Source organism: Nostoc sp. DedQUE08 (genome assembly GCF_034530895.1).
Lineage (GTDB): Bacteria > Cyanobacteriota > Cyanobacteriia > Cyanobacteriales > Nostocaceae > Nostoc.
The window spans coordinates 76,248-89,754 of sequence record NZ_JAVRCD010000020.1; the positions used below are offsets into that span (position 1 = coordinate 76,248).

At 42.2% G+C, this 13,507-nt stretch carries 10 protein-coding genes and 1 pseudogene; 4 read left to right on the plus strand and 7 right to left on the minus strand.

What is annotated here, in order from left to right; translation table 11 throughout:
• Together RMY64_RS15665 and RMY64_RS36840 are read right to left on the minus strand one after the other, a co-directional pair.
• On the minus strand, nt 1–2,187 hold a 2,187-nt coding region (locus tag RMY64_RS15665; protein ID WP_322700549.1), incomplete at its 3' end, for an NACHT domain-containing protein.
• Nucleotides 2,188–2,295: 108 nt separating this feature from the next.
• Nucleotides 2,296–2,729 (minus strand): annotated as a pseudogene (locus RMY64_RS36840) (signal transduction protein); the annotation flags it as partial.
• Between the two features lie 382 nt (nt 2,730–3,111).
• On the opposite strand from RMY64_RS36840, the gene RMY64_RS15675 reads away from it, so the two are divergent.
• Complete coding sequence (locus RMY64_RS15675; protein WP_322700551.1) at nt 3,112–3,252, plus strand: hypothetical protein; 141 nt, start codon at nt 3,112–3,114, stop codon at nt 3,250–3,252.
• A 3-nt stretch (nt 3,253–3,255) separates the two neighbouring features.
• Here RMY64_RS15675 and RMY64_RS15680 read toward each other — a convergent pair whose 3' ends face one another.
• Nucleotides 3,256–3,831, minus strand: a complete 576-nt coding sequence (locus RMY64_RS15680) for a TIGR04376 family protein (protein WP_322689025.1) — start codon at nt 3,829–3,831, stop codon at nt 3,256–3,258.
• A gap of 149 nt (nt 3,832–3,980) precedes the next feature.
• On the opposite strand from RMY64_RS15680, the gene RMY64_RS15685 reads away from it, so the two are divergent.
• On the plus strand, nt 3,981–5,486 hold the full coding sequence (locus RMY64_RS15685; RefSeq protein ID WP_322700552.1) for a DUF3131 domain-containing protein: 1,506 nt from the start codon (nt 3,981–3,983) through the stop codon (nt 5,484–5,486).
• A 334-nt stretch (nt 5,487–5,820) separates the two neighbouring features.
• On the opposite strand, the gene RMY64_RS15690 is transcribed toward RMY64_RS15685, so the two are convergent.
• On the minus strand, nt 5,821–8,274 hold the full coding sequence (locus RMY64_RS15690; protein ID WP_322700553.1) for an ATP-dependent Clp protease ATP-binding subunit: 2,454 nt from the start codon (nt 8,272–8,274) through the stop codon (nt 5,821–5,823).
• A gap of 307 nt (nt 8,275–8,581) precedes the next feature.
• On the opposite strand from RMY64_RS15690, the gene RMY64_RS15695 reads away from it, so the two are divergent.
• The gene (locus RMY64_RS15695; RefSeq protein WP_094353136.1) at nt 8,582–8,878 is read left to right on the plus strand and encodes a DUF3288 family protein; all 297 of its coding nucleotides are present in this window, start codon (nt 8,582–8,584) and stop codon (nt 8,876–8,878) included.
• On the opposite strand, the gene RMY64_RS15700 is transcribed toward RMY64_RS15695, so the two are convergent.
• On the minus strand, nt 8,879–9,073 hold the full coding sequence (locus tag RMY64_RS15700; protein ID WP_322700554.1) for a hypothetical protein: 195 nt from the start codon (nt 9,071–9,073) through the stop codon (nt 8,879–8,881).
• 97 nt (nt 9,074–9,170) lie between these two features.
• Nucleotides 9,171–10,025 carry a neutral zinc metallopeptidase gene (locus RMY64_RS15705; RefSeq protein ID WP_322685535.1) on the minus strand — a complete coding sequence of 285 codons (855 nt, stop codon included), beginning with the start codon at nt 10,023–10,025 and terminating at the stop codon, nt 9,171–9,173.
• Between the two features lie 589 nt (nt 10,026–10,614).
• Between RMY64_RS15705 and RMY64_RS15710 the strand changes: the two genes are divergently transcribed.
• Nucleotides 10,615–11,577 carry a hypothetical protein gene (locus RMY64_RS15710; RefSeq protein ID WP_322671924.1) on the plus strand — a complete coding sequence of 321 codons (963 nt, stop codon included), beginning with the start codon at nt 10,615–10,617 and terminating at the stop codon, nt 11,575–11,577.
• Nucleotides 11,578–11,946: 369 nt separating this feature from the next.
• On the opposite strand, the gene RMY64_RS15715 is transcribed toward RMY64_RS15710, so the two are convergent.
• Nucleotides 11,947–13,461 (minus strand): MlaD family protein, encoded by a 1,515-nt coding sequence (locus RMY64_RS15715; RefSeq protein ID WP_322700555.1) that lies wholly within the window; start codon nt 13,459–13,461, stop codon nt 11,947–11,949.
• Between the last annotated feature and the right edge of the window lie 46 nt (nt 13,462–13,507).

The window sequence follows — 13,507 nt, forward strand, 5'->3', positions numbered from 1 at the left end:
TTTGAGTAAACCCAGCAGTGCTTCAACTACCTGTGGCGAGGCGTTGCCCAAGTTGCCCAATGCTTCAGCAGCAGAGTTACGCACTCTCTCACTCTCATCTTTGAGTAAACCCAGCAGTGCTTCAACTACCTGTGACGAGGCGTTGCCCAAGTTGCCCAATGCTAAAGCAGCAAAGTCACGCACATTCTCACTCTCATCTTTGAGTAAACCCAACAGTACTTCAACTAACTGTGGCGAGGCGTTGCCCAACTTGCCCAATGCAAAAGCAGTAGAGTAACGCACACCCTCACTCTCATCTTTGAGTAAATCCAGCAGTGCTTCAACTACCTGTGGCGAGGCGTTGCCCAACTTGCCCAATGCAAAAACAGCAGAGTTACGTACAATCTCACTCTCATCTTTGAGTAAACCCAGCAGTGCTTCAACTACTTGTGGCGAGGCGTTGCCCAACTTGCCCAATGCAAAAGCAGCAGAGTCACGCACATTCTCACTCTCATCTTTGAGTAAACCCAGCAGTTCTGCCAATACTTCCTGTTGTTCACCTAAAGCGGCCCGATATTCTCGCAGTAGCTTTATATCTATCAAATCTGCTGATGCTTTTAACCATTCTAATGCTTGAGCTTGAAACCGGGTTTCGTTTAAATTGCAAAGAATTTGAAAAACCTGTGATTTAACTTTCCTACCTACTCGCTGAGAATTGCTAACTTCAAGCTCAACTAATTCCTCTAAAATATCTGTAATCAATTTACCATCAGATAATTTTAAATCTTCAGCTAAACAAGTACCTGCAAAGAAAAGATTGCGGTGCAGCCATTCTTCATAAGGAGTCTCTTGTTGGAGAATTGCTTCAATAATTTTTTTCGAGTTATTTTGATTTTGTTGAGCTATTAACAGCAACAACACTTCTCGCCAGTGGGAATTGTGTAGATAATCTCCAATGTGATTTAGTACTTCGTTAAAGTCTCCTGATTGGCGATCGCGTATTTCTTCACCTGCCAAATATTCCTGAAATGTCTTATGCACAAAGGCATATCTATCTTGACCTTGTTCGTTTAATAAACCACAGCGTTCTGTAATATGGTCAACTAAGCGTTTTGCTTCCTCTTGAGCTTGATGTTTTTGAACTTGATAATTACATTCACGAATATATTTGCTTAATTGCGTAATTAACTCATCTCTATCAATCAGCGTACCACCTTCTTTATCGCCAGTTTCCCCTTGAGAATGAATCCAGTAAGCAAGACGTTGCATCAATATTTTGATATCGTCCAATTTAATATACTTCAACTTCCAAGACTCAATGCCCTTATTGACATCCCAGTTAATCAATAGCGTATCAACTGCCTGTTCATAGAGTTTATGTCGCTGTCTAGGCAAATGTGCATCATAGCGATGAATCAAGGCAATGATTGTCAGTAGTAAAGGATTGCGTGCTAATAATTTGATGCGTTCTTGTGCTGCTAATGCTTTTTTTAAGCTTTCTTGACGCTCTTGTGCTTTTTCTAGGTTGTTTGGCAGTCTGCTGTTATACCATTGCTGAATAAATAAATCAATTTGACTATCATCAAACTTTTCCAGATGATAATGAGGGAATTCATCTGTACGAAAAAACTCTCGACTATAACCTGCTGGACGCGAAGTTATAATTGCCCGATTTTGAGAATATTGTCCGAGAAAGCTGTGAATTATCTTTACAAATTCATGGCGATCGCTTGGTTTAGCGATTTCATCTAAGCCATCAAGTAAAATTAACGCTCTCCCATCTTCTAACCAATGTTCAAAGAAACCTTTAGGCAATTCTTTAACATGAATACTATTGGCAAAATTGCGTATATATTCTAAAATATTCTTTGTTGAAGCTTTGCCTAAGTCTCTAATTCTAATCAAAATTGGCAGTAACTCTAAGTCTGCTGATAAACCGAATTTTTCAGTCTGCTGTTCAGCCAGCATCACAGCAAAATAACTCATCAAAGTTGTTTTACCAATTCCTGGTTCTCCCAACACAACAAATTTATTGCGCGTACTTTCTTTCAGCAGTTCTTGGGCTGAGAATTTATTGCCACTACTTTGTTTTTCCCAAGGAAATTTTCCTGGCATTGCTAGGCCGGGTGTATCTACAATAACAAAATATAGATTTAATTTTAAAGCTTTGATTTCTCTAACTTCCACCTGCTCAACTACATTAGGCATCACAAAAATTTGTGGTAGTTTAGCAAATTTTTCTTCTTCTTTTGTTTTTACCTTTATGCCAACAAATTCAACTCCCTCAAAATAGCCTAATAGTTGTTTGAAATAATCTGATTTAGCAATTTGAAATTTTAAATATGTATTGGTGTGTTCAAAATAAGCATCTGCAAACTTTTTCAGCCAATGTTCAATACTTTCATCGCGAAACTCTAAGTTTGGCTTTTCTGATTTAATTTTGTGGAATATTTTAATTAAAACTTGTAGATTTGGGGTTGTTTTCTCAGTAAAAGGCTTCTGTAATTCTTCTTGAACTCCCGTATCTTTGAAAAAACCCTCTACAAGTTCTCTCGCATCCTTTGGCGTACAACGAAAAAATAATGTTTATCAGAATCTTGATTATAATCCCACTCTTCGGCGGATTGTACACCTGCTTTCAAAGCTTTTTCTAAGTCTGTAGGATTTAATGCACTATTGATTTTCTTAACAATTTCTGGAAATACTGCTTTTCCTACTGAGCCAGCAATAGTTAATAACTCTGCACTCATATTGCTTGGTATATATAGTTTATATACATACTACACGCTTATTAGCTTTGTCAGTCGCTGCGCGAATTTTACAACCGATTCAAGGACGGGATAATCCTGATTACCTGCAACCGTTGCTTTTTCCCATGAACAACAGCAATGAACTTATCCTACTCTTCTAAAAATCCCTAATTCTTCTTGTAAAATGTGCCTGAAAGCTTTGATTTTTCGTTTTTAGTGTTCACTCAGCTTAAGAGGTTGTTGAAAAAGTAGTTGGCTGTGATTTTAATCACATTATTACCCCCCTTAATCCCCCCTTGTAAAGGGGGGAAATAAGAAATCTTGTTCCCTCCCCTTTCCAAGGGGAGGGTTAGGGTGGGGTAAAACTGACGCGGAAAACCAAGTGAGTAAGCTATTTCTGGCGATGCCTACGGCTGGCTACGCCTACGCATTTGTTACTTTGGTGATCGCATTTGTTGCTTTTGCGAACTCATTTGTTACTTTTGCGATCGCATTTGTTATTTCGGCGTATTTTAGCCAATAGGCGCTACTTCTGCATATTCCGCTTCATTTGTTCTAATTCATCCTGAGTTTCCCAGCTACGGAACTTCTCTTCTAAGTCATCAAACCCACTAGAAAAAGTGCTAGTTTGATTTGACCAGCCAATGCTTTCTGAACGCTGCTGGGTTTGCGCTTTCGCACGGGCTGTTTGTGCTTCGGCAGCTTTAGCTTGCACTTCTTGTCGCCGTTGCTGAATTTTTTTCAGTAATTCTTGAGATTGGTTAATGCGTTCTTTCAACCCTTGCATGTGTCCCCAGCGCTGATTTCCTTCGCGCAACAGGGCTGCTTCTCGCTCACCCGCCGCCGCTGCCAAATCCTCTCTATTAGCGTTTTTGGCTTTTTGAATGCGGATATGCCAACGCTGAATTTCTTGCGCGGTGGAAAGAATTTCTTCTTGCGATCGCTTCTCTTGTAATTTTAAATCTGCGATTAACTTTAATGTGTCTTCTTCTTGCTCACGCAGCTGTTCTAGCAGCGCCTCTAACTCCAAATGTGGATTGTTACGCAAGAATTCTTCTAAACGGTTTTCTAGAAACCGACTCAAATCATCAAATAATCCCACTGCTAGAACTCCAGAGATCGGGTGCGTGACTATTTTATTGTAGTAGTCAGGTGCACTTCTGGGTGTTAGTTAGATTTCAAAGTTGGGAAGAATGTATTTGGTGAAACTACGCAAATAACCCTGACTTACAAAATAAGGCTTTAATCAGTATGAGTTCTGATTTTCAACCACCACCTAAGAGCTTGTCCATACTAGCTACTGTAGGAGGAGTCGTTACCGCTGCGATCGCGATCGCACTTTTAAATGGTTGGTCTAAGCAACTTTCCAATACTTCTATAAAAAAACCTGAAATATCAACATCCCCAACTGCTTTACAACCAGAGAAACCCCAACCCTCTGTCTTTGGTGTCAAAGATGCTGAAATAGTTGCCAGCCTTGATGCTAAATCCGTAGTTTTGCCAGGTCAACCGATTCCTAAGAATCAATTAACAGTAGCCATAATTCCCTACGTTGCTCCTGGAGTTGGAAAATTAACCCCAGAAGAAATGACAACGGCGCGTCAAGCTTGGTCATACTTCCAGCGCAACTGGAACGATGAAACCGGCTTGATCAATTCCGTTGATGGCTTTGCCTCGATAAGTATGTGGGATCAAACAGCAGCGATCGCCGCTTTAGTCAGTGCTAAAGAACTCAATATCGTGCCTGCGGCTGAATTTGAAGCCAAAATGAGCAAAATGTTGAATACACTGGCCTCAATGCCTTTGTATAAAGGAGAATTACCCAACAAAGTTTACAATGCGAAAACTCTCGTCCCTGTTAATTATGGTCAACTAGATAAACGGGAAGAAATTGGCTGGTCAGCCATCGATTTAGGAAGAATGGCAATCTGGCTGAAGATTGTCGAGGCAAAGTATCCAGAAATGCGATCGCAAACAGCAGCAGTTTGGCAACACTGGCAAGTCAAGCGTCTGACCACAAACGGTCAAATGTATGGTACTGCTGTCATCAAAGGCAAAGAACAATACAATCAAGAAGGTCGCTTGGGCTATGAGAATTATGCTGCTTATGGTTTGAAGCTTTGGGGTTTGAATGTTAATAAAGCTTTAGATTATCAGTCCCATACTGCCTTTGTCGATCTTTACGGACAAGGAATTCCTTATGACAAACGAGACTATAAAAACTCTGGAGCCAATAACTACGTTCTTAGCGAACCCTATATCTTGGATGGCATCGAAACTGGGTTTCAAGCTTTGCCTAAAGCTTATGCCGATCGGATTTTAGCTGCCCAAGCCGCGCGTTATGAAGCGACAAAACAATTAACCGCCGTCACCGAAGATAACTTAGATCGCGCGCCATACTTTGTTTACAGCAGCCTATTTGTCAACGGAGAACCTTGGGCAACCATCGCGGATACTAGAGAACAGCACAACAATTTGCGATTCCTCAGTGCCAAAGCTGCGATCGGCTGGCATGTGCTTTATAACACTGCTTATACCCGTCAGTTATTTGATTTCGTTCAAGGCAATCTTAAGTCTCAAGAAGGCTGGTACAACGGCTTTTATGAGTCTCTGCGTCAGCCGAATAAAACTCTCACCGCTAACAATAATGGTGTAATTATGGAAAGCTTACTGTATAAGCAAGTTGGGCAGCCACTTACTGTTTGGGCAGGAGTCAGGAGTTATAAGTCAACCGAGAAGACTATAAAAAGACCGTAATATCAATTCAAAATTCACGCATTCAAAATTAGGAAAGGTAGACAGAACAAAGGTTTGGGAAAATGTATCTGTCGCATTCTTTTTTTAAATTGGTATAACTTATTTCATGTCCGCGAGCATACTCCTCCTCAATCCTCTATTTGCTACAGTGGGAGACGGGTATTGCCCACTCAAAATAAATCGCAGAAAAAAACCCCTAGCATTTCTACTAGGGGTGAGAAATAATACCATTTCACTTGATGTTTGTCTGAGATGACCCTGTTTGTGCCTCTGCTCTACGCAAGAGGCTGGAGTGTTTCTCAAATATTACAGTAAAAAGCGATCGGGTATAAAATTAGCCAACATTTGCCAAGAGCAATTCTCGTTTTTCTGATTTTTGTACTCTCACTTGAGAGTCATCATCAACATCAATCAGGGCTGTGTCTCCATCTGTAATTTCACCAGATAGCATTGCTTCGGCGAGAGAATCTTCTAAGAGGCGCATAATTGCCCGACGTAATGGCCTAGCGCCGTAGCTGGGGTTATAACCTTCTTGTACCACAAGCTCTTTGAAGCGATCGCTAACTTCTAAGATAATTCCCTTTTCTGTCAAGCGACTAGCAACATCGCGAAGCATAATTTCGGCGATTTGCTTAACTTCATCCTTGGAAAGCTGTGTGAAGACGATAATCTCATCAAGACGGTTAAGAAACTCAGGACGGAAGTAAGCTTTCAATTCCTCATTTACCAAGGTGCGAATACGGTTATAACTAGCATCGGCTTGAGTGTCGAAGTCAAAGCCTAAACCACTACCGCCTTTTTCAATCACCTTAGAACCGATGTTAGAAGTCAAAATGATCAGCGTGTTCTTGAAGTCCACTTTCCGACCTTTGGCATCGGTAAGATGACCGTCATCCAAGAGTTGCAGCAGCATATTGAATACATCGGGGTGTGCTTTTTCGATTTCGTCGAATAGCAGCACTGTGTAAGGTTTCCGCCGCACAGCTTCTGTAAGCTGTCCGCCTTCGTCATATCCTACATAACCAGGAGGCGAACCAATTAGCTTGGCGACGGTGTGACTTTCCATGTATTCGGACATATCTAGCCGAATCATCGAGTCTTCCGCACCGAAGAAGTAGGAAGCTAGTGCTTTCGCCAATTCTGTTTTACCAACGCCAGTTGGGCCAGAGAAGATAAAGCTAGCAATGGGACGATTGGGATTTTTCAAACCGACGCGGGCGCGACGGATACCGCGAGATACAGCCGTGACTGCTTGCTCTTGGCCGATGAGGCGCTGATGCAGAGTGTCTTCTAAATGCAAGAGCAACTCTGACTCAGATTCTGTGAGCTTATTAACTGGTACGCCAGTCCAAGAGGCAACGATTTGAGCAATGTCTTCTTCGTCAACTACAGTCGAGTTGACAGGTTGCTCGTTTGATGTAAACGTTGCTTGCAGTTGTTCTGCGAGTTTTAACTCTTGGTCGCGCAGTTGTGTAGCTTTGTCAAAATCTTGGACTCTGACTGCTGCTTCTTTCTCTTTGGTAACGCCAGCGAGTTCGCGCTTAAGTTCTTTATTGGGAGAACTTTGGGAGTTCCGCAAACGAACGCGAGAACCAGCTTCATCAATCAAGTCTATTGCCTTATCTGGCAAGAAGCGATCGCTAATATAGCGGTCTGATAATTCTGCGGCGGCCACAAGTGCTGAATCCAAAATTGTGACTTTGTGGTGTTGTTCATAAGCACCGCGCAAGCCGTAGAGAATTTGTACGGTTTCCTCTACCGATGGTTCCCCGACCTGAATCGGTTGGAAACGACGCTCTAGGGCGGCATCGCGCTCAATATGCTTCCGATACTCATCGAGGGTAGTTGCGCCGATGCACTGGAGTTCTCCTCGTGCTAAGGCAGGTTTAAGGATGTTGGCTGCATCCAAGCCACCTTCTGTACCACCAGCGCCAACCAAGGTGTGAATTTCGTCAATCACCAGGATGATATTGCCCACAGTGCGGACTTCTTCCACAACTTTTTTGATGCGTTCTTCAAAATCGCCACGGAAGCGAGTTCCAGCTACCAATGACCCCATATCGAGGCTGATAACTTGCTTGTCTTGTAAGCTTTCAGGAACATCCTGATTGATAATACGTTGAGCTAGACCTTCTGCGATCGCAGTTTTACCAACTCCTGGTTCCCCAATCAACACTGGGTTATTCTTGGTGCGGCGACCGAGAATTTGGATCGCCCGCTCAATTTCTTTCTGGCGACCAACTACGGGGTCAAGTCTGCCTTCTTGGGCTAATTTGGTCAAATTTCTGCCAAACTCTTCCATTGTTAGCGGTTGGGTGCGCTTCTGATTACCACTACCAGCAAAAGCTGGTGCATTTTCACCCAAACGGCGAACTATGGCAGTGCGGACACTCTTGAAGTCAACCCCTAGATTTTGTAATACTTTGGCGGCGACACCTTCACCAGCCTCGGTTAATCCTAAGAGTAAGTGTTCAGTATTGATGTAATTCTGTCCCAAACTATGAGCTTCTTTAAACGATTGCTCGAAGAGGCTTTTTACTTTAGGAGTAAAAGGAATTTCTGGTGGTACAAAGCCAGAACCCCTACCAATAATTTTTTCTACCTCGCGACGTGCATCTTTGAGGGTAACGCCTAATTCAGCTAGCACTTTAGCAGCAACCCCAGTTCCTTCTCCCATCAAACCCAGGAGAATTTGTTCTGTTCCTACAAAGTTGTGTCCCAGGCGACGGGCTTCCTCCTGAGCTAACATAATTACTCTAATGGCTTCGGAAGTGAAGTGTTCAAACATAATGGGTTCTTGCTCCCTCGCTGCTTGGACTTTGGGTGAGATAAAATTCACCCTCATCTAAAGTTTTTTGTATTTTCTTAAGAACAATGTAACTTTATTTAAAGTTAAGTGGCAGTGGTGAGAGCCGTAAGACATCAGGTGTACTTGCCGTCTAGTAGGAGTGCTGAGTGTAGTACGGGGAAAGTCAGAAGTTGCAAAGTTGACAGTTAAACTTTCGGTATTTGACAATTTTCTTTTGTCTGTTCTGTTTTCCACTGTCAGCTAAACTTAAAATTCAGGACTTAGCACTCTAAACTCAGGACTGACAATGACTGAAGCAACGGCTGGGAAAGACCAACAACATCCACTTTATAACCGCGATCGCCCCCTTATTGATATTTTACTCGCTCAAGAGGCAACAGACTATAACTTAGCAGAATTGGCTAGGCTGCGAATGCGTTATCAAGGGTTTCCAGGGGCGAGAGACATTCAAAAAGACCTAGATAAAGTCTTGCAGCAGTGGGGTTTAACCGAAGCCGAGCTTTTTGAGAAAACTCGTCAAATTCACGATTTGGGGGGAATTTACAAAAGCCGTGGCAAGAAAGACGAACAGGATTGGAATTAGTTATGGGGAATTGGGCATTGGGAATTGGGCATTGGGAATTTTGCGATCGCTATCTCGTTTCCAGAACCAGATGAGTTTAGGCAAAATCGATTCTGGCGATCGCTTCCTCAATATCTGCTCCCCGACCGGGAAAGTTTTGCCAATAAAGCTCGATATGCCAGAGAATCGTAAAACTTGAAATACAGCAGATTTCAAGTTTGTTTACCCAAATATAAAGCGTATTTTACTCCTGAATTCTGTTAGCGGTAGCGGGGCGTTTAGCCCATTCTGAATTCTGCTCTATGTTAAGAATTTAATTTGTCCTGGCAAAAGTATTACATTTCTGAGGATCGCCCGTTTGGATACCTTGTTTAAACCAACGAACCCTTTGGGCGGAACTACCATGTGTAAAAGATTCTGGCACAGCATAACCTTTAGCTTGTTTTTGCAAGCGGTCATCTCCAATACTGCTAGCTGCGTTCAATGCTTCTTCAATATCACCTGTTTCCAGAATTTGCCGTGAGCGTTGAGCATGATTTGCCCAAACGCCTGCAAAACAGTCTGCTTGTAATTCTAATCGCACAGAAAGCTGATTTGCTTGTGTCTGACTCGCTTGGTTCTGCAAACCTCTAACTTGCTGCGAAATCCCCAGTAAATTTTGGACATGATGCCCAATTTCATGAGCAATCACGTATGCTTGAGCAAAATCTCCAGGTGCCTGATATTGAGTCTTCAAATCGCGGTAAAAACTCAAGTCAATATACACTTTTTGATCGCGCGGACAATAAAACGGCCCAACTGCTGAACGTGCAAATCCACAAGCAGATTCTACCGCTCCTGAGTAAAGAACTAACTTTGGTTCTACATAACTTTTTCCATCTTGCCGAAACAACTCACTCCATGTATCTTCTGTATCAGCCAGTACAACAGATACAAAATCCGCCATTTGATCTTGAGTTTGAGATCCTGTTGTTTGAGGTGACTCAGCTACCGGGCTATCATTTGGTGGGGAATCTTCTTGCCAAAGGGCACTAGGATCGCCACCCAATAGTAAAACCAGTAGCGATATGAGTGCTGCTCCTACGCCCCCACCGACGACAGGAGCGGAAATCTTCATCCCACGCCGATCTTCAACATTTGTACTCCGACGACCTATTTGCCAACGCATAATTACTGCTTACCAAATTCATAAAAAAATACTGCTTGAACTAGGTAGGATGAAATCTACACAAGCCTTTTAGCTATACATAATGAATATTACTTATTCTATGTATCGATCTCTTCTGCCTACGGACAAACTATAAATAAAGGACACTCAGCCTTTAGGAAGGTTTTGTTAAATAGGTTGCCCATCAAATCACACAGAATTCCTGGACTCCTTATAGGGAACACCACAGTCAGGACGAAAGCGAAAGAAATTTCAAAGACGTAATTTGCATTCCACGACCAAGCTGTGAGAATTTAAAATATCAACACAGGGGAATCTAGTTATGTCTGCGTTGGACATACATATGTAGTTGAGGCTGTCCTGTGTCAATCACTAATAATAATTCCGCATCAGTTAAGGGTCTTTCCATCTTGGTGTATTCATTTTTTGACTTGCACCGTTGAGGGTGTTATTGCCTACCTCATAAGCAAGGAATGTATTTTATTACTAAGGATAGTTTTGAGTTGAACCAACTCGTATTTAATATAACAAGTACTGAAGAATCAACTTTGTCAGCGATTAATCTTTCCCCTGCGACCAAGGAGTAATTATGGTTTTAAGTCAATATCAACGTGCTGTAGGCGTATTTACTCATCGGATAGATGCAGAACAGGCAATACATGAGTTGAGAGCTTCTGGCTTGGCAATGGAGAAAGTATCTATACTTGTACAAAATTCAGATCGCAATCATGAGATTGCCGATAATAAAGTTAAAGAGGACACTGGTGATAAAGCTGACGAAGGTGCAACAGTAGGAGGGCTTTCAGGAGGCGCTGTTGGTGGGTTAACTGGTTTATTAGTGGGTCTTGGGACTTTAGCAATCCCTGGAATTGGCCCAATAATGCTGGCTGGGGCGGCAGCAACTGCTTTGGTTACAACCCTTGTTGGCGCAAGTATTGGTGCTGCCACTGGGACTTTTGCTGGTGCATTAGTTGGTTGGGGAATGTCGTCAGAGCAAGCTAGAGCATATAACGAGCGAGTAGAGGAGGGACACTATTTAATAATCGTGGATTGTACATCTTTTGAAATTGCTAAAGTACAAGAAATACTACAGCGTTGGGGTATTGAAGAGTTTGGCATTTACGAGCATCTCAACAGTGAATATGAAACTACAAATTCTCTGACCACAACGACTTCTGCTACTGCCATTCCTAGTAAAATTGGGATGATGTCTAAGTATAGTGTTAGTTGCTTTAATAGCATAGATAATGCTGAAGCGGCAATTAAGGATATGTGTATCGCAGGTTTTTCAGTAAACCAGATTTCCTTAATTTGTAAAGACTTTTCTCAATTGGTTGTGCCAATAGGCATTAATTTAAGTGAACGCTTTGACGCTATGAGGTTAGGAATAGCAGATGAGTGGGCACGCTTTTATAATGAGCAAATAGAGCAAGGCAATTACATACTTATCGTTAGTGGCACAGAGCGCGAGCAAGATATAGCTAGGTCTATTCTGTGCAATTATGGGGTTCAAGAGTCTCAAATTTATGACCCAATGTTAATTCGCTCTTAAAAGCGGCGGCTGTCATGAAAGGGAGCAAACTTATTTAAGTTTTGGAAGATACAGCAGAATTCAGAATGGGCTAAACGCCCCGCTACTGCTAACAGAATTCAGGAGTAAAACACAATACAGTCCAGAATTCTACACCAATAACCCTTAACCCAAGCGTATTGGAGTAAAACACGCTTTATATCTGGGTAACAGACTTAGCTTGTGTAGGTCACCAACTTGAAATCTGCTGTATCAATAAGCAATGGGTTTTGCAGCCTGAAAACTCTACTGTGCAAAGAATCGACACCAGTCAACAAAATTATACGGTTTTCAAGGTTATGGCGAGTGGTGTCGATGAGCTTCAATACATTCACCTGACAGTAAAATATCTTACTTAAAATTTTCAACAGTTTGGCTTTGCTCAGGGTCAGCAGTGAGCGAAGCCGAAGGGTCAACCTGTATTGCCTCTTTCCCCGTCTCCAGTTGCTCTCGTTGCTTGCCGTACTCCCGTAGCTGCTTCAAAAGGTTTTCTTGGGATGAGTTTGGGATAGACGGACTAGGAGTTGATTGAAGGTCGGTGTCGGTACTTGCAAAATTAGCCGCTGAAGGATTATTTTCGTAGACTGGTAGCGACTTGTCATTAAACATAGCCTCTTGGGTTGGTGCTGGGGTAGGAATTAGATTCTTTGGTTTGCTCACAGCAGCTTTTACCGAATCTAGAGTAGTAGCAACCTGCACTTGTTGCTGCATCTGTTGTGTAGAAGATACTAAACCACTTAAACCATTCACCAATTGCCGCAGATTTTTACGGAAATTAGGATCGCCTGTCAATTCATCTAAATCAGATGTAATTTTTTGGGTATTTTCAAAGGTTACTCGTGCTGAATCTAAAGTTTGTTGCAGCAACACCGCATTCTTTGGATCGTTTAAGCCTTTAGAAGCATCACGTAAATTAGCTGAGGCTTGGGCTGCATTTGCTGAAAGCGTTTCTAAATTGTTGAGTAATTGTCCTTGAGTCAATCGATTGACAGCTGGTGATAAGCTACTGACTGTAACACGCAATTGGTTGCTGGTTTCGGTGATATTGTTCAACGCACCAACCAGTGTTGACCGATTTGTTGTCACCAAATTATCCAGGTTGTTCAGCAATCGATTTGCTTGAGTTGCAGTTGCACCGAATTTATTTACTGTTTGATTTGCGGATGCATTAAGTTGGTTTGTCGCCCGTTGCACTGAATTAGCCGTAGCAGAAAAGGTATTAAGTTGTAGTTGTAAGCTTTTGGTCAAACCTTGTAAATCCTGACTTAGCTCAGTAAAACTGGATGCTGCGCCTGTGGTAGTTTCTAGAACCCTATTGACATTTCTATAAAATTTTGGATCGTTGTATGCACCAGCTAGCTCAGTTGAACTGCGAATTAGTGCATCAACACTAATGCCAACCTGACCTTTTAACCGAGAGCCATTACAGACTATGAGACTGGTATCACAACTTTTATCTAGGGGTTTAGCAAGTACAGCCCCAGGAGGTAAGGTTGTTCTTGGTGTAATGTCAATAATACTTTCGCTAATTAATCCGCTTTGATTAGCTTCCACCACTACATTACGGGGGATAATTAAGTCAGTTTGGGCAATTTCAATCACTACATCAATAGCATTTGCCCCTGGTCGAACCTGAGAAATAGTTCCTACCTTAACGCCACGATAGCGAACTGCTGCTCCCTTTTGCATTCCGCCAGCGTTGGCAAATTCTACAATAATTTTGTATGAACGGCCAGCAGCAGTGAATCTATTTAACCACAGAAAGAGTAATCCAAATACCCCTAGTCCTAGCAGGAGTAATAATCCCACAGAACCTTCTCTAAATGTTCGCCCAGACGCGAAGCGACTTGTCATAAGACCTCGCATTTTTTTGCCTCCACCAACAACCAATAACCAATTAGGAGTTAAAAGT

Bases quoted from the DNA above. Each gene is read 5' to 3' on its own strand.
- RMY64_RS15710 (WP_322671924.1), top strand. From the start codon at position 10,615: ATGGTTTTAAGTCAATATCAACGTGCTGTAGGCGTATTTACTCATCGG.
- RMY64_RS15705 (WP_322685535.1), bottom strand. From the start codon at position 10,025: ATGCGTTGGCAAATAGGTCGTCGGAGTACAAATGTTGAAGATCGGCGT.
- RMY64_RS15695 (WP_094353136.1), top strand. From the start codon at position 8,582: ATGACTGAAGCAACGGCTGGGAAAGACCAACAACATCCACTTTATAAC.
- RMY64_RS15690 (WP_322700553.1), bottom strand. From the start codon at position 8,274: ATGTTTGAACACTTCACTTCCGAAGCCATTAGAGTAATTATGTTAGCT.
- RMY64_RS15685 (WP_322700552.1), top strand. From the start codon at position 3,981: ATGAGTTCTGATTTTCAACCACCACCTAAGAGCTTGTCCATACTAGCT.
- RMY64_RS15715 (WP_322700555.1), bottom strand. From the start codon at position 13,461: ATGCGAGGTCTTATGACAAGTCGCTTCGCGTCTGGGCGAACATTTAGA.